General features: G+C 64.1%; 7 protein-coding genes. 2 read left to right on the top strand and 5 right to left on the bottom strand.

Features of this window, described 5'->3' with window-relative positions:
- The first annotated feature begins 109 nt into the window (after window positions 1-109).
- The gene (gene quiC, locus IRZ77_RS09925; protein WP_153670566.1) at window positions 110-2,017 is read left to right on the top strand and encodes a 3-dehydroshikimate dehydratase QuiC; all 1,908 of its coding nucleotides are present in this window, start codon (window positions 110-112) and stop codon (window positions 2,015-2,017) included.
- Between the two features lie 126 nt (window positions 2,018-2,143).
- Here the strand turns inward: quiC and IRZ77_RS09920 are convergent, their stop codons facing one another.
- From IRZ77_RS09920 to IRZ77_RS09900, 5 genes are all read right to left on the bottom strand, one after another.
- Complete coding sequence (locus IRZ77_RS09920; protein WP_196173446.1) at window positions 2,144-2,812, bottom strand: class I SAM-dependent methyltransferase; 669 nt, start codon at window positions 2,810-2,812, stop codon at window positions 2,144-2,146.
- Window positions 2,813-2,857: 45 nt separating this feature from the next.
- Window positions 2,858-3,721: a sensor domain-containing diguanylate cyclase gene (locus tag IRZ77_RS09915; RefSeq protein ID WP_196173444.1), complete on the bottom strand. Its 864-nt coding sequence runs from the start codon at window positions 3,719-3,721 to the stop codon at window positions 2,858-2,860.
- Window positions 3,722-3,920: 199 nt separating this feature from the next.
- Window positions 3,921-5,249, bottom strand: a complete 1,329-nt coding sequence (locus tag IRZ77_RS09910; RefSeq protein ID WP_135002153.1) for a TolC family outer membrane protein — start codon at window positions 5,247-5,249, stop codon at window positions 3,921-3,923.
- 1 nt (window position 5,250) lies between these two features.
- Complete coding sequence (locus IRZ77_RS09905) at window positions 5,251-6,591, bottom strand: HlyD family type I secretion periplasmic adaptor subunit (RefSeq protein ID WP_196173442.1); 1,341 nt, start codon at window positions 6,589-6,591, stop codon at window positions 5,251-5,253.
- A gap of 7 nt (window positions 6,592-6,598) precedes the next feature.
- Entirely contained in the window at window positions 6,599-8,335 is a 1,737-nt protein-coding gene (locus tag IRZ77_RS09900) for a type I secretion system permease/ATPase (protein ID WP_046613998.1), read from the bottom strand.
- 543 nt (window positions 8,336-8,878) lie between these two features.
- Here IRZ77_RS09900 and IRZ77_RS09895 point away from each other — a divergent pair.
- Entirely contained in the window at window positions 8,879-20,512 is an 11,634-nt protein-coding gene (locus tag IRZ77_RS09895) for a peroxidase family protein (protein ID WP_196173441.1), read from the top strand.
- Window positions 20,513-20,580: the final 68 nt, after the last annotated feature.

Here is a 20,580-nt window from a genome sequence, read left to right as displayed (position 1 = left end):
AGCCAGCTCCCACAAGGTATGCGCCAATCCTGTGGGAGCTGGCTTGCCGGCGATTGGGCCGGTACAGGCAGCCCTGGCCTCAACCCTCTAACAACAAGGAACTCCCGCCATGCAGCGTTCGATCGCTACCGTGTCCTTGAGCGGCACCCTGCCGGAAAAGCTCGAAGCCATCGCCGCCGCCGGTTTTGACGGCGTCGAGATCTTCGAAAACGACCTGCTCTATTACGCTGGCAGCCCGCGCCAGGTGCGGCAGATGTGCGCCGACCTGGGTATTGCCATCACCCTGTTCCAGCCGTTTCGCGACTTTGAAGGCTGCCGCCGCGACCGCCTGCAGAAAAACCTCGACCGCGCCGAGCGCAAGTTCGACCTGATGCAGGAACTGGGCACCGACCTGGTGCTGGTGTGCAGCAACGTCCAGGCCGATGCCCTTGGCGAAGAACAACTGCTGGTCGACGACCTGCGCCTGCTGGCCGAGCACGCTGGCAAACGCGGCCTGCGCATTGGCTACGAAGCCCTGGCCTGGGGCCGCCACGTCAACACCTACCAGCAAGTCTGGAACCTGGTGCGCCAGGCCGACCACCCTGCCCTCGGGGTGATCCTCGACAGCTTCCACACCTTGTCGCTCAAGGGCGACCCGAGCGCGATCCGCGACATCCCCGGCGACAAGATCTTCTTCGTGCAAATGGCCGACGCGCCGATCCTGGCCATGGATGTGCTGGAGTGGAGCCGCCACTTCCGCTGCTTCCCGGGGCAGGGCGAGATGGACATGGCCGGTTTCCTGGCGCCAATCCTTGCCACCGGTTACCGCGGGCCGTTGTCGCTGGAAATCTTCAACGACGGCTTCCGCGCCGCACCGCCCCGGCAGAACGCCGCCGATGGCCTGCGTTCGCTGCTGTACCTCGAAGAGCAAACCCGCCTGCGCCTGGAGCAGGAAGGCACCTCGATCGAGCCTGGTGTGCTGTTCACCCCGCCGGCGGCCAGTGCCTATGACGGCGTGGAGTTCCTCGAATTCGCGGTCGACGAAGCCGTCGGCGCGCGCCTGGGCAGCTGGCTGAAGCGCCTGGGCTTTGCCGAAGCCGGCAAGCACCGCAGCAAAGAAGTGCAGCTGCTGCGCCAGGGCGATATCAACATTGTGCTGAACGCCGAACCCTATTCCTTCGGCCACAACTTCTTCGAGGCCCACGGGCCGTCGCTGTGCGCCACCGCGCTGCGGGTCAAGGACCAGCAAGCCGCCCTGAAGCGCGCCACCGCCTTCCGTGGCCAGCCGTTCCGTGGCCTGGTCGGGCCCAACGAGTGCGAAGTGCCGGCGGTACGTGCACCGGATGGCAGCCTGCTGTACCTGGTGGAGCAGGGCACCGCCGGCCAGACCCTGTACGACACCGACTTCAGCCTGGACAAGAACGCCACGGCCACCGGCGGCCTGCGCCGCATCGACCACATGGCCCTGGCCCTGCCGGCCGAGTCGCTGGACAGCTGGGTGCTGTTCTACAAGAGCCTGTTCGATTTCGCCGCCGACGACGAAGTGGTCCTGCCGGACCCTTACGGCCTGGTCAAGAGCCGCGCCCTGCGTAGCCAGTGCGGCACCCTGCGCCTGCCGCTGAACATCTCGGAAAACCGCAACACCGCCATCGCCCATGCGTTGTCCAGTTATCGCGGTTCGGGGGTGCATCACATCGCCTTCGATTGCGACGACATCTTCCGCGAAGTGGCGCGGGCCAAACTGGCTGGGGTACCGCTGCTGGAAATCCCGCTGAATTACTACGACGACCTGGCGGCGCGTTTCGATTTCGATGACGAGTTCCTCAGTGAACTGGCCTACTACAACGTGCTGTACGACCGCGATGCCCAGGGCGGCGAGCTGTTCCACGTGTACACCGAGCCGTTCGAAGAGCGTTTCTTCTTCGAGATCATCCAGCGCAAGGGGGGGTATGCCGGTTACGGTGCGGCCAACGTCGCGGTGCGCCTGGCGGCGATGGCCAAGGCCCGCAGCGGGGCGGCGCGCAAGCCGGTCCTGTAGTTGCTTGCCTGTATCGGCCTCATCGCCGGCAAGCCAGCTACCACAGGATCACCGCGGCCCGATGGGCTTTTGCAGCCCCTGTGGGAGCTGGCTTGCCGGCGATGAGGCCGGTAAAGCCACTGCCGATCAGCGCCCCTCGGCCACCAGAAGCAGCGACTGCGGCAGCGCACTCTGCGGGTGCTGTGGCTCCTGCAGGCTGGCCAGCCGCAACCCCGCCATGTCCAGCGCGCTCAGCCAGCTGGCCAGGGTACGGAAGTACCACGGCATCACCTGCCAATCCCCGGCGAACCCGGCAAACGATTCCTCCCGCCAGCCATCCTGGTAATCCCCATCCGCCACGCCCCACGGGTGCAGGGTCTGGATCACCAGCGCACCGCCGGGCGCCAGCAACGCATTCATCGCCGCCAGCAGCGGGATGATGTCCTGCTGCAACAGGGCGAAGTTGGCACAGATCAGGTCATAGTCCTTGCCAACATAGGCCTGGCCGGTGGCCAGCTGTGCATAGCTGGCCAGGTGTACCTCGGCGGAACCGGCAGCACGTGCGGCATCCACCAGCGCCCGGTCTCCATCCACACCTACCGCCTCGACACCCCGGTCAGCCAGCGCGCGCAGCAGCCAGCCTTCACCACAGCCCAGGTCGAGCACCCGTTCGGGCTGGCGGCCAAGAATGGCCAGCAGGATGGCCTGGTCGGTAACCTGGCGACGGCTCTCGATACTGCCGCTGCGCACGGCATCGATCCAGGCCTGAGCGTTGTACTGCCAGCTGTCGAGCAAGGCGTCTTCAGGATTGCGCATGGTCATCTCCGTTGTGCTCGATTTCGCCAGCGGCCGCCAGAGCACTCAGCCGGCCGCAGCGCGCTGTCGCTTGATCCGGTACATATCGCCATCAGCATGGCGCAGCAGCATGTCGGCATCGTTGCCGTCATCGGGGAAACGGGCTACGCCAATGCTGCAGGATGGCGCATCGATGCCGGCAAACTCGGCGCCAAGTGGCTCGGCCATGGCGGCCAGGATACGTGCCAGCTGCTCGGCGATGGCCTCTGGCGACACGTAGTCGGTCAACAGCACGGTGAACTCGTCACCGCCCATCCGCGCCACTGTATCGGTCGCGCCTACGCAGCCTTCCAGGCGCCGCGCCAGAGTGCACAACACGCGGTCACCCATGCTGTGGCCGTGGTTGTCGTTGATGTCCTTGAAGTCATTGATATCGATGAACAGCAACGCCAGCGGCTGGTTGTGATGCCGGGCCGCGGCAAGGGCGGTGTCCAGCCGCTCGTTGAACATGGCCCGGTTGGCCAGGCGGGTGAGGGGGTCATGGTGGGCCAGGAAGCGCAGTTCTTCCTCGGCCTGGTGTTGGGCGGTGACATCCCGCGCCACACCGATGCGGGCATCGGCCTCATCGGACCAGCAGGCCGCCCACAGGATGTGCACGATACCGCCATCCTTGCGGATGTAGCGGTTGCGGAAGTCGTAATGGGATTGGCCGTTCATCACCCGGAGGATCGATGCACGGGTGATCACCAGGTCGTCAGGGTGCATGTAGTCGGTGATCGGGGTGCCGATCAGTTCGCAGGCCCGGTAGCCCAGCAGCGCCTCGCAGGCATCGCTGACGAAAACGATCTGGTTGTCCCTGTCGACCACGAACACCGTGTCCAGCATCAGGTGGATCAGCCTGGGGTATAACGCTTGCAAGTCTACGGGCATGGGGCAGGGCGTCCGCGGCAGGGTGACCGATCATAGCCTGAAATGGAACAAAATGCGGCAGGTGCCGCATACCCTGTGGGAGCGGCCTTGCGTCGCGATGGGCTGCGCAGCAGCCCCAGGTTTTCAGCACCAATGCACAAATTGCCGGGGCCGCTTTGCGGCCCTTTCGCGACACAAGGCCGCTCCCACAAAGGCAGCATCAATTGGTAACCAATAGTTCCGGCCCGAGGTAATCGTTGATCTGCTGGATATCGTCATCCCCCAGGCTGCCCACCGACGATGCCAGGCGCAGCCGCGACATCAGGTAGTTCAGCTTCGCCTCGAACAGGTCATGCCGGGCGTCAAACAGCAATTCCTCGGCATTGAGCACATCCGAGTTGGTGCTGGTGCCGCCTTCCCTGAACCCCTTGCGGGCCGAAAGCAGCGAGCGTTCGTTGGATGCCACGGCCTTTTCCAGCGCCTGAATGCGCAAGGCGCCACTCTGCACGCCGCGGTACTCGCGGGTGGTGCCAGAGATCACTTCCTCGCGTGTGGCGTCCAGTTCATCCAGGGCCTTGGAACTGTTGGCGCTGGCCTGGCGGGTGAGGGCGCTGGTGCTGCCGCCGCTGTACAGCGGAATGTTCAGCTCCAGCCCGATCGAGCTGTAGTGGTTGCGCTGGTTCAGTTCGGAAATCGACTGGCTGCTGCCGGCGGTATAGCCCGCCACGAAATCCAGGGTCGGCCAGTGCCCGGCGCGGGCGCGTTTCACTTCTTCTTCGGCCAGCTCGTAATTGTGCCGGCGCGCATGAATCAACGGGCTGTCGGCCTGGGCCTTGACCAGCCAGTCCTGCAGGTTGCCCGGCATCAGCGGCGGGGTGCTGAAGCCCGGCTGCAAGGTGGTCAGCGACTCCGGCGTTTCACCGATGTACTCTTCCAGCTTTCGGCGGGCGTTGACCAGGTTGTCCTGGGCCTCGATCAGGTCTGCCTCGGCCAGGTCGCGACGGGCTACCGACTCGTCGATGTCGGTGATGGTGCCGGCACCCAGCTCCATGCGCCGCTTAGCCGACGCCAACTGCTCTTCGAAGGCATTCAGCTTGGCCTTGGCCAGGGTGATGGTTTCACTGGCCAGCAGCACGTCGAAGTAGGCGTCTGCCAGACGCACCGCAGCGTCCTGGCTCTTGGCATCGAACACCGCCACGCTGTAGTCGGCACGTTGCTGGCCCTGACGGTATTCGGCCATCTTCTGCTTGTTGAACAGCGGTTGGCGCAAACGCACGTTGGCGCCCTTGGAGTCATAGTCCAGGTCGCTGTCCCGGCCATTCTGACGCTGGCTGCCATTGACCTTGTTGAAGTAGCCCGCAGCGTTGATCTGCGGTAGCAGGCCGGCCTGGCCGATGGCGCGGTTCTCGCTGCCGGCTTCTTTCTCGTGCACCGCGGCGCGGTAGATCGGGCCTTGGTACTGCAGCAGGTCCCAGGCTTGCTTCAGGTCCATGGCACTGGCCTGTACGGACAACCCCAACAGGCACAACATCAGGCACGGGCGATTCATGTCATTGCTCCTTGAACGAGGCGTCCACGCGTTCGAGCATCGGCTTGAGCAGGTAGCTGAGCAGGTTGCGCTCGCCGGTCTTGATGGTGACGGTGGCCGGCATGCCGGGGCGGATGTGGTTGCTGCCCAGCAAGCCCATGCCGTCCTGCGTCACTTCCACCTGGGCCAGGTAGTACGGCTGCTTGCTTTCTTCGTCCATCAGGCGGTCGGCTGAGATCGTCTTGACCCGCCCCGGGATGTTTGGCGTCTGCGCATGGTTGAAGGCGGGGAAGGCCAGGTCCACGTCCAGGCCCGGCACCATCTTGTCGATGGCCTGCACCGGGATCATCGCGTCCACCTGCAACGGCTGGTCGAGCGGCACCACCTCCATGATCTTTGCCCCAGGCTGGATGATGCCCCCGACCGTGGCGATGCTCAGGGCCTGGACCATGCCGTCGATCGGCGAGCGGATCACCGTGTGGGTCACTTCATAGTCCAGCGCGCGCAGGCGATCGGCCAGGGTGGTGTTCTCCTTGGCGGTATCGGTCAGTTGCGATTCCACTTCTTTGAGGTAGTCGTGCTGGCGTTGCAGGATGCGCAGCTTGATCTCGGTGGCCTGGCTGCGCGTCCGGGCAATGTTGTTGAGGTTTTCGGCCTGGCCGGCGGACAGGTCGGCATTGTTGCGCTCAAGCTCCAGCAGGCGGTTGCGTGGCACATAGCCTTCGGCGGCCAGCACGCGTGTGCCTTGCAGTTCCTGGTTGAGGAAGCCGATCTGCGAGGCGCGGGCGCCATACACCTGCTGCAGCCCCTTGAGCTGCACCGCCGTGGCAGCAAGGTTTTCCTCGAGGATGCTCAGTTCACCGGCCAGGCCAGCGCGGCGTGTATCCAGCAGGCGCTGTTGCAGGTCCATGGCGGCCAGCAGGCGCGGGTCGCCTTCGTAGTGCTTGAGCAGTGCAGGGTCGAAGGTGACTGTGTCACGGCCATCGCGTTCGGCTTCCAGGCGGTTTTCCACGGTCTTGCTGACGATGTACTGGGCACTGACCGCGCCCTGTTCGGCCACCGCGCGCAGGGCGTCCAGGCGTACCACTTCCTGGCCTTTCCTCACCACATCGCCTTCGCGCACCAGGATCGCCTCGACCGTGCCGCCGGTCAGGTGCTGCACCGCCTTGCGGTTGCTGGTGACCTTGACCGTGCCAGTGGCGACCACGCCGGCGTCCAGCGGCGCCAGGCACGACCACAGCAGGAAGCCGCCAAAGCCGGCGATGACCAGCCATACCCCCCAGCGTGCCGGCCGCCCTGCGTCCAGGTCGATCAGGTTGCGGGCCTCGGCAGGAATCAATTCGGCGTGTTGGGTCATCTGCATGATTCGGTCACTCCCGTACTTTTACCGAGGCCAGCGGCGCTGCGGTCGTCGCCGGGATCACGCTGGCCTTGCGCAGCGCCGCGAACACCTCGTCGCGGCTGCCGAGCATGTGCACGGCGCCGTCACGCAACATCAGCACCTTGTCGACCGCACACAGCACATTGGGCCGGTGGGAAATGAGGATTACCGTGGCCCCGCGCGCCTTGAGTTCGGCCAACGCATCGACCAGGGCCTTTTCGCCGACGTCATCCAGGTTGGCATTGGGCTCGTCCAGCACTACCAGGTTCGGCTCACCATACAGCGCACGGGCCAGGGCGATGCGTTGCTTCTGGCCACCGGACAGCGGGCTGCCGTCGGCTGCCAGGCGGGTGTCGTAGCCCTGCGGGAAGCGCAGGATCATGTCGTGCACGCCGCTGCTACGGGCCGCACGGATCACCGCTTCGCTGTCCACCTCGGCGAAGCGTGCGATGTTCTCGGCGATGGTGCCCTCGAACAACTCCACGTCCTGGGGCAGGTAGCCGAGCCACGGGCCGAGTTCGGCCTTGTTCCAGGTGAAGATGTCGGCGCCGTCCAGGCGCACCTTGCCGGCCTGGGTCGGCCACACGCCTACCAGCAGGCGGGCGAGGGTGGACTTGCCCGAGGCCGAAGGGCCGATGATGCCCAGGCTTTCACCCGGGACCAGGCTGAAGCTGACCCCGCGCACGATGTTGTTGCTGGTGCCGGGGGCGCCGGCGATCACGTTTTCCACGGCCAGCATGCCCATAGGCCGCTGCAGCGACATGCTCGGTGGCCGCTGCGGGTAGTCGTGCAGCAGGTCGTTTAGCCGGCCCCAGGCAGAACGGCAGCCCAGCAGCTGCTTCCATGCGGCGATCACCTGTTCCACCGGGGCCAGGGCGCGGCCGGTAAGGATCGAGCAGGCGATCATCATGCCGGGGGTGATCTTGCCTTCGATCGCCAGCAGTGCGCCGGCACCGAGGATTACCGATTGCAAGGTGATGCGCACGAAGCGCCCGGTGCTGCTGATCACCGCGGCGCGGTCGGAGGCCAGTGTCTGCATCTGCAGGATGCGCAAGTGCCCCTGGTACCAGCGCTTGCCAATCGCCGGCAGCATGCCCATGGCTTCGATCACTTCGGCGTTGCGCAGGTTGTTGTTGGCATAGCTGGCCGAGGCCAGGGCCGCCTGGTTGGCTTCGGCCAAGGGTTTTTGCGTGGCCTTCTCGGTGAGGTAGGCCAGGCCTACCAGGATCAGCGAGCCGATCAGCGTTACCAGCCCCAGCAGCGGGTGGATCAGGTAGCAGACCAGCAGGTAGATCGGTGTCCAGGGGGCATCGAAGAAGGCAAACAGGCCGTTGCCGGTCAGAAACTGGCGCACCTGCGCAAGGTCCTGCAGGGCCTGGGCGGGGTTGCCGCCGGCGCGGCTCAGGTTGCGTTCGAAGGCAGCGCTGAAGATGCGTCGGTTCAGGTCCATGTCGAGGAAGTTGCCGACCCGGATCAGAACGCGGGTGCGGACCATCTCCAGGGCCGACATCAGCATGAACAAGCCGATCACCAGCAGGGTGAGCATGGTCAGGGTGGTGACGTTGCGGCTGACCAGGGCGCGGTCATACACCTGCAACATATAAATTGCTGGCGTCAACATCATGACGTTTATCACGCCGCTGAAGGCGGCCAGGGTAAAAAAGCTGCGGCGCAGGCGGAACAGCACATCGGCCAGCTCTGAGCGAGTGCGTGGTGGCTTGTGCATCGGGGCCTCCCTTTTATCGCAAATCGGGAAGCCCTTGCGGCGCCCCGTACAGCGGTAGTTGTGGCTTCTGGTCGGCTCGCAGGCGGGTCGCTCTAAGGGCGAATGGTCCAAAACGCTGCGCTGCTCCCACATGCTGGAGCGTAGGTTGCAGCTGGGTGGCCGGTAATATCGTTTCGCTCTATAAAATCTCTGAACTTTTCATAAGTGCCAAAAAAACAGCTAGTTGCATCGCATTATCATCGAGCGATGATTTTTTTGACGGGATATTGACAATGTTTTGCCCTACGACTTTAGTCTGAAGTATTCGGGCCCTGTGCGAGCTGGGGTCGATGCATGTGCGTTACAGCTGTATCGCATGCTTAACAAGGCCCCCTGACAGCGGTGCCGGCTTGCGAATGATTAGGCCAGTGGGAGCCAGCACAAGAGTGTTGTGCCCACTGCACCTGTAATACCGAACCAGTATCTGCGCACGTCAACACTGACTGGGCGCGGGAAGGACCCTGTTGCCCTGTGTCATCTCCGGACAGATCGAGGGCAATTGAAATGGCAGATTTCAGCAAGTCGGACCTGGAGTTCATCCTTCAGCAGATTTTCATCGCCGAAGCCCACGCCGATGGCGCGAGCCTGATCGACCTGCTGCCCAACAGCCAGGTACCGTTCGGCCTGCGCACCGTGGACGGCAGCTACAACAACCTGGTGACCGGGCAGAGTGAGTTCGGCGCCGCCGACAATTCATTCCTGCGCCTGCTCAGTCCGTCCTTCACCGGCGCCTATGCCGGCACCGGTACGGTCACCGACTCGCAACCACGTACCATCAGCAACCTGATCGTCGACCAGACGGCGAACAACCCGGCCGCAGTCGAAGCCAATGGCGGCGCCGCCCCGGTGATCAGCCCCGGCATCGACGGGGTATTCGGTACCGCTGACGACAAAGAAGTGTTTTTCATTCCCAACGTGTCGCCCGACGTCGGCCTGACCGCCGGCTTCAACGCCTGGATGACCTTCTTCGGGCAGTTCTTCGACCACGGTCTGGACCTGGTGACCAAGAGCAGCACCGACTTCGTGTTCATTCCGCTGCAACCGGACGACCCGCTGTTCGTTGAGGGCAGCCCGACCAACTTCATGGTGCTGTCGCGGGCCGTGCGTACCGCAGGCGCCGATGGTGTGGTGGGTACCGCGGACGATGGCCAGACCAACACCACTTCGCCGTTTGTCGACCAGAGCCAGACCTACAGTTCGCACCCCTCGCACCAGGTATTCCTGCGTGAGTACACGCTCAACGCCGCAGGCGACCCGGTAGCCACCGGGCGGCTTATCACCAACCGTGATCTGGGCGCCGATGGCCGCTTCGGCACTGCTGACGATGGCAATGGCGAAAACGGTGGCATGGCCACCTGGGCAGTGGTCAAGGCCCAGGCCCGCGACCTGCTCGGCATCAACCTGACCGACGCCGACGTGCACAGCGTGCCGCTGCTGGCCACCGACCCCTACGGCAACTTCCTGCGCGGGCCCAACGGCATGCCGCAGGTAGTGATGCGCGTGAACAATGGCGCCGACGGCATCGCCGGTACCGCCGACGACGTCACCACGCTGGTCGAAGGCAACCGCGACGCGCCGATCAGCCTGGCCAATGCCGTGAGCACCGGGCATGGCTTCCTTGACGACATCGCCCACAACGCCGCGCCGGTGATCGTGAACGGTGTGCTGCAGGCCGACGCCGATACTGCTGTGGGCAACGCACAGCCGGTGGGGCCGGGTGGCAACAACCTGACCTACGACAACGAACTGCTCGACGCCCACTACATCGCCGGCGACGGCCGGGTGAACGAGAACATCGGCCTCACTGCCGTGCACCATGTGTTCCACTCCGAGCACAACCGCCTGGTGCAGCAGACCAAGGACACCCTGCTGGCTTCCGGCGACCTGGCGTTCCTCAACCAGTGGCTGATCGATGATGTTGCTGCCATCCCCACCACGCCCGCCGAAATCGCCGCGCTGGTATGGGACGGCGAGCGGCTGTTCCAGGCTGCCAAGTTCGGCACCGAGATGCAGTACCAGCACCTGGTGTTCGAAGAGTTCGCCCGCACCATCCAGCCGCAGATCGACGAATTCCTCGCCCCCAACGGCTACGACACCTCGATCGACCCGGCCATCCTCGCCGAGTTCGCCCATGTGGTGTACCGCTTCGGTCACTCGATGCTGACCGAGACCGTCGACCGCTTCGACCCGGCATTCGCCCCGGTGAACGGCGACCCGCAGCTCGGCCTGATCGCTGCCTTCCTCAACCCGCTGGCCTTCGCTGGCAGTGGCGCTACCGCCGATGAAGCGGCCGGCGCGATCATCCGCGGCGTCACCCGTCAGCTGGGCAACGAAATCGACGAGTTCGTCACCGAGGCGCTGCGCAACAACCTGCTTGGCCTGCCGCTGGATCTGCCCGCGCTGAACATTGCCCGTGGCCGTGATACCGGCATCCCCACCCTCAACGAGGCGCGGCGCGATTTCTACGCCATGACCGGCGACAGTCAGCTCAAGCCGTACATCAGCTGGGCCGACTTTGCCGACCATCTCAAGCACCCGGCGTCGCTGATCAACTTCATCGCTGCCTACGGCACCCACACCACCATCACCGGGGCGGACACCGAAGCGGCCAAGCGCGCCGCCGCCGTGGCGCTGGTGCTTGGTGGTGACGGCGCGCCAGCGGACCGCCTGGACTTCCTCAACGGCACCGGCGCCTATGCCAACGTGACACTGGCCGGCGCGGACGGCATCCCCGGCACCGCCGATGACATCAGCGGGGTGACCGTGACCGGCGTCGATGATATCGACTTCTGGGTCGGTGGCCTGGCAGAGCAGAAGATGCCATTCGGCGGCATGCTCGGCTCCAGCTTCAACTTCGTCTTCGAGACCCAGCTGGAAGCCCTGCAGAACGGCGACCGGTTCTACTACCTGTCGCGCACCGCGGGCATGAACTTCGGCACCGAACTGGAGAACAACTCCTTCGCCAAGCTGATCATGCTCAACTCCGATGTCACCCACCTGTCGAACACCGTGTTCCTCACGCCCACCTTCACCCTGGAGGTGGACCAGACCAAGCAGTTCACCGGCCTGGGCGCCGACGGCCGAGCCGACCCGACGGGCGGCATCATGATCAACGGTGTCGAAGTGGTGCCGCTGGTGATTCGCGACAACCCCGATACCGTGGGTACCGACACGAACTTCCTGCATTACACCGGCGAAGACCACGTGGTGCTGGGCGGCACCTCCGGCAACGACATCATCATCTCCGGTGAGGGCGACGATACCCTATACGGTGACGCCGGCAACGACACCCTTGAAGGCGGTGCGGGCAACGATGCGGTCCTGGGCGGCGCCGGTGACGACATCATCACCGACTCCTTCGGCGACAACCGCCTGGAAGGCAACGACGGCAACGATGTGATCGTCGCCGGCAGCATGCTGGTGGGCGGTAACCTGATCCTGGGCGGCAACGGCCAGGACTTCATCATCACCACCGAAGACATCAGCACCACATTCGGCGGCCAGGGCGACGACTTCATCCTCGGCGCCAAGACCAACCTGCCACCGACCGGCAACGAGGGGGACGACTGGATCGAGAAGGGCACCCAGGACGGTGCACCTGGCGACAACTTCGCGCCGCTGCTGGGTGACGAAGTGATCGGCAACGACATCTTCGTCGGTGGCGGTGGCTTCGACGAAATGATCGGGGAGGGCGGTGACGACATCTTTGTCGGCAGCGACGCCCAGGACAAGATGGACGGCATGTCCGGCTTCGACTGGATTACCAACAAGAATGACCAGGTTGGTGTCACCGTCGACCTGAGCTTGGCTGCCCTGGCTCAACCCCATGGCAACGCACCGAACCAGAACACCGGCATTTTCAACCCGGTCGGCGCTTCGCCGGCTTCCATCCTCGACCGCTTCGCCGAAGTCGAGGGCGTGTCCGGCTCGAACTTCGCCGATGTGCTCAAGGGCGATGATGTCGATGCCGTGACCATCCTCAACCACGGCGGTGCCACCGGCAGTGCGCTGACCAACGTGGCACTGATCCGTGGCCTGCAGCAGTTCCTGGCCGATGCCGGGTTGCCGACCACCGGCTTTGCCACCGGCAACATCATGCTTGGCGGCAACGGCAGCGACCTGATCGAAGGCCGCGGGGGGGATGACCTGATCGACGGCGACAAGTGGCTCAACGTGCGCATTGCCGTGTATGCCCCGGGAGACGTCGACCACACCGGCCCCGAGATCGCCAGCTTCGACAGCATGGTCGACATGATTCCGTTCATGCTCGACCGTACCTATAACCCCGGGCAGCTCAAGGCCGTGCGGGAAATCCTGCCTGGCACCTCGACAGGTGGAGCGGCGTTCGACACGGCGGTGTTCTCGGGGGTGCAGAGCGAGTACACGGTGACTCAGAACACCAAAGGTACGCTCGACACATCCGATGATGTCTGGACGGTGACCGACAACGTGGCTGGCCGCGATGGCGTCGATACCCTGTTGCACATCGAACGCCTGCAGTTCGCCGACAGCCAGCGGGTGCTGGTGGAAGGCGTGAATGCGCAACCTGTCGGCAGCCCGGCCATTACCGACGGCAACGGCGGTGCTATAACCGTGGGCGATCTGCTTACGGTTAACGTGGCCGGCGTGCGGGATGCCGATAACATCAGTGCCGGCAACCCGTTGGGCACGCTCGCCGACCGGTCGGTGTCGTACTACTGGCAGTTCGAGGCTACCCCGGGCAGCGGTGTGTTCGAAGACATCATCCTGCTGCCGGCCGGCGACCTGGCGTTCCAGAGTGCCGACGGCACCTCGTTCAAGGTGTCACCAGACCTGGCCGGGTTGTCCCTTCGGGTCAAGGCGATCTACCAGGACGCCCATGGCACCACCGAAGTGCTGTTCTCCCAGCCCACCACCGTGGTGCAACCGGGCGCGCCTGTGGTACCGACACCAGCCACGCCGGTGGCGGATGCCACGGCTGGCGGTGCCGGGTTGCACATGGTGCGTTCCGACCTCAACTTCATCCTCGAGCAGATCAAGATTGCCGAGGCCGACGCCAACGGGGCAGATATCCTCTCGCTGCTGCCCAACATTCGCGCGCCACTGGGCCTGCGGGCGGTGGATGGTTCGAACAACAACCTGATGAACCTCAACGGTATCAACAACACGCAGTACGGTGCTGCCGACAACGTCTTCCCGCGCGTGACCGACCCAGTGTTCAACCCGGCCGAGGGTGCACCGGCCGGCTTCTTCGGCCCTGGTTCGCCGGCCATTCCGGGCTCGTCGTACGAGCAGACCAGCGGCCCGGTATTCGACTCGCAACCACGCACCATCAGTAACCTGGTGGTCGACCAGACCTCCAACAACCCGGCGGCCTATGCCACCGCGTATGACCCCGGTGCGGACGGCGTGCTCAACTTCGGCGCCGTGGGCAACGACGACGTGCTCAAGGACGGCGTGCGCATCGTCGCCAGCCCGGGCATGGACGGCCAGTTCGGCACCGCCGACGACCACGACGTGTACCTGTTCGAGAACACCGCCGCCGATGCTGGCCTGTCCGCGCCGTTCAACGCCTGGATGACCTTCTTCGGGCAGTTCTTCGACCATGGCCTGGACCTGGTCACCAAGGGGGGCTCCGGCACCATCTACATCCCGCTGCAACCGGATGACCCGCTGTACGTGGAGGGCGGTTTCACCAACTTCATGGTGGTGACCCGTGCCACCAACCTGCCCGGGCCGGATGGCATCCTCGGCAATGCCGATGACATCCACGAGCACACCAATACCACCACCCCGTTCGTGGACCAGAACCAGACCTACAGCTCGCATCCTTCGCACCAGGTGTTCCTGCGCGGTTATGTGCTGACCGACGACGGGCCTGTCGCTACTGGCCGGTTGATCACCAACCGGGACTTGGGCGCCGACGGCCGTTACGGTACCGCCGACGACACCGAAATTGGTGGCATGGCGACCTGGAAGGTGGTCAAGGCCCAAGCCCGTGACGTACTGGGCATCAACCTGACCGATGCTGACGTCGACAACGTGCCGCTGCTGGCGACCGATGCCTACGGCAACTTCATCAAGGGGCCCAACGGCTTCCCGATGGTGATCATGAAAGGGGCCGATGGCATTGCCGGCACGGCCGACGACCAACAGGTCGAAGGCAACCCGCTAGCGCCGATCGACCTGACCAACGCCGTGCGCACCGGCCACCAGTTCCTTGCCGACATCGCGCACAATGCCGTGCCGGTGTTCAGCAATGGCATACTGGTGCCTGATGCCGATACCGACGTGGGCAACGCCGTGCCGGTGAACCCGCAGACCGGCGCCAACCTGGCCTACGACAACGAGCTGCTCGATGCGCACTACATCGCCGGCGACGGCCGGGTCAACGAGAACATCGGCCTGACTGCCGTGCATGCGATCTTCCACTCCGAGCACAACCGGCTGGTGGCGCAGACCATGGACACCGTGCTCGATTCGGGTGACCTGGCCTTCATCAACGAGTGGTTGCTCAACCCGATAGCCGTGCTGCCGGCCGACCAGGCCGCAATCGACGCACTGGTGTGGAATGGCGAGCGCTTGTTCCAGGCGGCCAAGTTCGGTACCGAAATGCAGTACCAGCACCTGGTGTTCGAGGAGTTCGCCCGCACCGTGCAACCGCGTGTCGACCTGTTCTTCGCCCCGACCCAGGTGTATGACGTCGACCTCGATGCGTCGATCGTTGCCGAGTTCGCACACACCGTGTACCGCTTCGGCCACTCGATGCTGACCGAGACCGTCGACCGCTTCGACGTCGACTTCAACGTCATCAGCGACCCGGCCAGCGCCAATCCCGACCAGCAACTGGGCCTGATCGCGGCGTTCCTCAACCCGCTGGCGTATGCCGCCAGCGGTGTCACCCCCGAGGATGCCACCAGCGCCATCGTGCGCGGGGTCACCCGCCAGGCCGGTAACGAGATCGACGAGTTCGTCACCGAGGCGCTGCGCAACAACCTGCTCGGCCTGCCCCTGGACCTGCCGGCGATCAACATCGCCCGCGGCCGCGACGTCGGTATCCCTTCGCTGAACGCTGTGCGCCGCGACATCTACGCGCAAACCGGCGATACCCAGCTCAAGCCTTACACCAGCTGGGTCGACCTGGTGCAGCACCTGAAGCATCCGGAGTCGCTGATCAACTTCATTGCTGCCTACGGCACCCACAGCACCATCACCGGGGCTACCACGTTGCTGGAAAAACGTGCGGCAGCCATGGCCTTGGTGTTCGGCGGCGACGGCGCACCAGCCGATCGCCTGGACTTCCTCAACAGCACCGGTGCCTATGCCAATGTCACGCTTCCTGGCAAGGATGGCGTACTCGGCACCGTCGATGACCTGCGGGCGGTGACCGTGACCGGGGTCGATGCCATCGACCTGTGGATCGGCGGCCTGGCGGAGGCGAAAACCCCGTTCGGCGGCATGCTCGGCACCACCTTCAACTTCGTGTTCGAGAACCAGATGGAGAAACTGCAGGACGGCGACCGCTTCTACTACCTGGAGCGCACTGCTGGCCTGTCGATGAACGCCGAACTGGAAAGCAACTCGTTCGCCAAGCTGATCATGGCCAACACCTCGGCCACCCACCTGCCGGGCCTGGTGTTCTCCGACCCGGGCTTCTACCTGGAAGTGGACCAGAGCAAGCAGTTCAACGAAGGCCTGGGCAATGCCGACCCACTGGGCGAAAACGGCGAGCAGGTGGTGTTCCGCGACAGCCCGCTGACAGCAGGCCCGGACACCAACTACATCCGCTATGCCGGTGACCAGCACATCGTGCTGGGTGGCACCGACGGTGACGACATCCTGGTCTCCAGCGAGGGTGACGACACGGTCTGGGGCGATGGTGGCAACGACCGCATCGAAGGTGGCGATGGCAACGACCAGCTGCGTGGTGGTGCCGGCGACGACATCATCAGCGACATGGGTGGTGACGACAACATCCAGGGCGGCGACGGCAACGATGTGCTGCACGGCGGTAATGGCGTCAACCTGATCATCGGCGGTTTCGGCAACGACTTCATCGTCACCGGTGAGGACGCCTCCGAAGCCATCGGCGGCCAGGGCAACGACTTCATCCTGGGCAGCAAGGCCAACGAGCAGGACATGGGCAACGAAGGTGACGACTGGATCGAGAAGGGCACCTCGGACGGTGCGCCTGGCGACAACTTCGACCCGCTCGGCAACGACCCGATCATCGGCAACGACGTGTTCATCGGAGGCAACGAGAACGACAAGTTCAACGGTGAAGGCGGCGACGACATCATGGTTGGCAGCCTGGGCTTCGGTGACCGCTACATCGGTGGTTCCGGCTACGACTGGGCGACCTTCAAGGGGCTGGCCCAGGGCGTGACCGTCGACTTCAGCGACCGCTTCTTCGATGTGCCGCCGGTACCGGGTTCGGGCGCGTCTGCGCTGGTGCGCTTCGACATCATGGAAGGCCTGTCGGGTTCGGCCCATGGCGACTTCCTGCGCGGTGACAGCGAAACTTCTGCCACCTTGCCTACCAATGGCGCCAACGGCAGCGTGCTGACCAACATCAGCCTGATTGACGGCCTGGCCGGCCTGCTGGCTGCCGGGGCAACGTTCTACGATGGTGGCAACATCATCCTCGGCGGTAGTGGTAGCGACCTGATCGAAGGCCGTGGTGGCGACGACATCCTCGACGGTGACAAGTGGCTGAACGTGCGCATCAGCGTGCGCGCCAACAGCGACGGCACCGGCCCGGAAATCGCCAGCTACGACAGCATGGAGCCGATGGTGCCGCTGATGCTCAATGGCACCTACAACCCGGGCCAGCTGGTGATCGTCCGTGAAATCCTGAGCGGCACCGACAGCTACGACACGGCGGTGTTCTCGGGGGTGGCCAGCGACTATAGCGTGGTGGTCGATGGCAACTCGGTGATCGTCACTGACCTGGTGGACGGGCGTGATGGTGTCGACCGCCTGACCGGTATCGAACGCCTGCAGTTCGCCGACAGCGCCCAGGCCTCCGGTGTGGGTACTGCGGTCAACGCCGGCCCAACGGGCCACCTGGCGATCCTCGACGCTGTCACCGGCCTGCGTAACGACACATCGGTCAGCGGTCAGTTGCTGCGGGTTAGCAACCTGGCGGTACACGATGCCGACAATGTCAGCGCCACCAATGCGAGCGGCGCCATCAACGGCCCTGTGGCGTACTATTGGCAAGTCGAGACCCTGCCAGGTTCGGGTGTCTATGAAGACATCACCTTCGTCGCTGCCGGCGAAGTTTCCCGGGCCACCGGCGCCACCTACCGGGTCACGGACGATGTGGCGGGGCTGAACATCCGCGTTCGGGCGGTGTATCAGGACGCCAAGGGCACGCTGGAAATCGTCGATTCGGCGGCGAACAGCGCGCCGACCGCCGGGCCGACCGTGACCGGGCTGCTGGTGCAGAACCAGACGCTCACCGCCAACACGGCGACCATCGTCGATGCCGACGGCCTGAGCAACCCGCAGTTCACCTTCCAGTGGCAGTCCAACCGAGGGCTCGGCTGGGTCAATATTGCCGGCGCCATCAGCAGCACCTTTGTCCTTACCCAGGAACAGGTGGGGCAGAACATGCGGGTGGTGGTCAGCTATGTGGACGACTTCGGCGTGCAGGAAAGCATCGCCTCCGACATCCTCGACCCGGTGGCCAACGTCAACGACGCGCCTACCGGTGCCGTGCTGATCAGCGACACCACGCCAGCCCAGGGGCAGACGTTGACGGCGCTTACCGGCAGTATTGCCGACCTGGACGGGCTGGGGGCGTTCAGCTTCCAGTGGCAGCAAGGTAATGGTACCTCGTTCAGCAACATTGCTGGTGCGACTGCCGCTACCTTCACCCCTGGTCCTTCGCAGGGCCACTTCCAACTGCGCGTGCTGGTGCGCTACACCGATGGGTTCGGCGCTCAGGAAACGTTGACCTCTGCACCTACGGCAGAGGTGCCGGCGGTCCCAGGCGTGACGCTGGTGGGCACAACCGCTGCAGATACGCTGACCGGTTCGGTGGGTGACGACATCCTGATTGGTCTGGCTGGTAACGACACGCTCATCGGCCTGACCGGGTTCGATCAGTTGTTCGGTGGCGATGGCAACGACACGCTCGATGGCGGTGATGGCAACGATACCCTCGACGGCGGCGCCGGTAACGACGTGCTCAATGGTGGGCTTGGTGCAGATGCGATGACGGGCGGCGCTGGCAACGACACCTTCGTCGTCGACAACGCTGGTGACACTGTCAGCGAGGCGGCTGGCGGAGGCTCGGACCTTGTGCAGACCAGCCTGGCAAGCTACACCTTGGGTGCCAACCTGGAGAACCTGAGCTTTACTGGCACCGGCAACTTCATTGGTGTGGGTAATGCCTTGGCCAATACCATCGTGGGTGGTGCCGGCAACGACTTCCTCAACGGTGGTGCGGGTATCGACCAGCTGGTGGGCGGTGCCGGTAACGACAGCTATGTGGTCGACAATGCAGCCGATGTGCTCGTGGAGCAGGCAGGCGGTGGTACCGATCTGGTGCGCACGACGCTGGCCAGCTGGACGCTGGGCAACAACCTGGAGAACCTGACCTACTTCGGCGCTGCCAGCTTCGTCGGTACTGGTAACGGCCTGGATAACGTCATCACTGGCGGTTCAGGTAACGACATCCTCACTGGCAACGCCGGCAACGACACACTCAACGGTGGGCTCGGTGCGGACACAATGATCGGCGGAGTTGGTGACGACACCTTTGTCGTCGACAACACCGCAGACATCGTCGTCGAGGTGTTGGGCGGTGGCTCCGATCTGGTGCGCACCAGCCTGGCGAGCTACACCCTGGCGGCAACCTTGGAAAACCTGAGCTTTACTGGCACCGGCAATTTTGTAGGTGTAGGTAATGGTCTGGCCAACACCATCGTCGGAGGGGCCGGCAACGACTTCCTCAACGGCGGCGCGGGAATCGACCTGTTGATAGGCGGTACCGGCAACGACAGCTATGTGGTCGATAATGCCGGGGACGTGCTCGTGGAACAGGCAGGGGCAGGTACCGACTTGGTGCGTACGACGCTGACCAGCTGGACACTGGCCAATAATCTGGAGAACCTCTCCTACTTCGGTGCCGGCAACTTCGTCGGAACCGGTAACAGCCTGAACAACGTCATTACCAGCGGCTCGGGCAATGATGTCCTGAACGGTGGGGCAGGCGCAGATACCATGACAGGGGGGGCCGGCAACGACACCTATGTTGTCGATAACGTGGGTGACACTGTCATCGAGGCTGCTGGCGGTGGCACGGACCAGGTGCAGACCAGCCTGGCAACCTACACCTTGGCCGCGACCCTCGAGAACCTGACCTTTACCGGCACCGGCAACTTCACTGGTGTGGGTAATGCCGTGGCCAATACCATCGTCGGCGGAGCCGGCAACGACTTCCTCAACGGTGGTGCGGGTATCGACCAACTGGTGGGCGGTGCCGGCAATGACAGCTATGTAGTCGACAATGCCGGCGACGTGATCGTGGAACAGGCCGGGGGTGGTACCGACTTCGTGCGCACGACGCTGACCAGCTGGACGCTGGGCAACAACCTGGAGAATCTGAGGTACTTCGGCGTCGGCAACTTCACCGGTACCGGTAATGCCCTGAACAACGTCATCACCGGTGGTTCAGGTAACGACACCCTCAACGGTGGCGACGGCAACGACAGCCTGGATGGTGGCCTCGGTGTCGACATCCTGGACGGCGGGGCAGGCAACGACACGCTGTTCGGCGATGATGGCAACGACATCCTGTCGGGTGGTAGCGGAAGTGACTTCCTCAACGGCGCAGCAGGCGATGACACGGTCAACGGCGGTGCGGGCGATGACACGATGATGGCCACTGATGGCAATGATGTCTTCCAGTTCGCCGCAGGCTTCGGCAATGACCTGATCATCAACTTCGATAGCGATGCGACGGGTGGGCAGGACCTGCTGGATATCACTGCCTTCAACATCACCGCGGCTACCTTTGCCGCCAACGTTACCATCGCCGATGACGGCGCGGACACGCTGGTCAGCATCGGTGCTACCGACTCCATCCGCCTGGTGGGAGTGGCGGATGCAACCACAGTGACTGCAGCGGACTTCAACCTGTCGGTTTGAGGAACCGAAGGATAAGCTGTCGGCTTGAAATGCACGGGCTGCTGCGTGGCCCATCGCGACACAAGGCC

This window comes from Pseudomonas pudica (genome assembly GCF_015680405.1).
Lineage (GTDB): Bacteria > Pseudomonadota > Gammaproteobacteria > Pseudomonadales > Pseudomonadaceae > Aquipseudomonas > Aquipseudomonas pudica.
The sequence above is the reverse complement of the archived record's forward strand: the minus strand, read 5'-3'. Positions and strand labels throughout refer to the sequence as shown.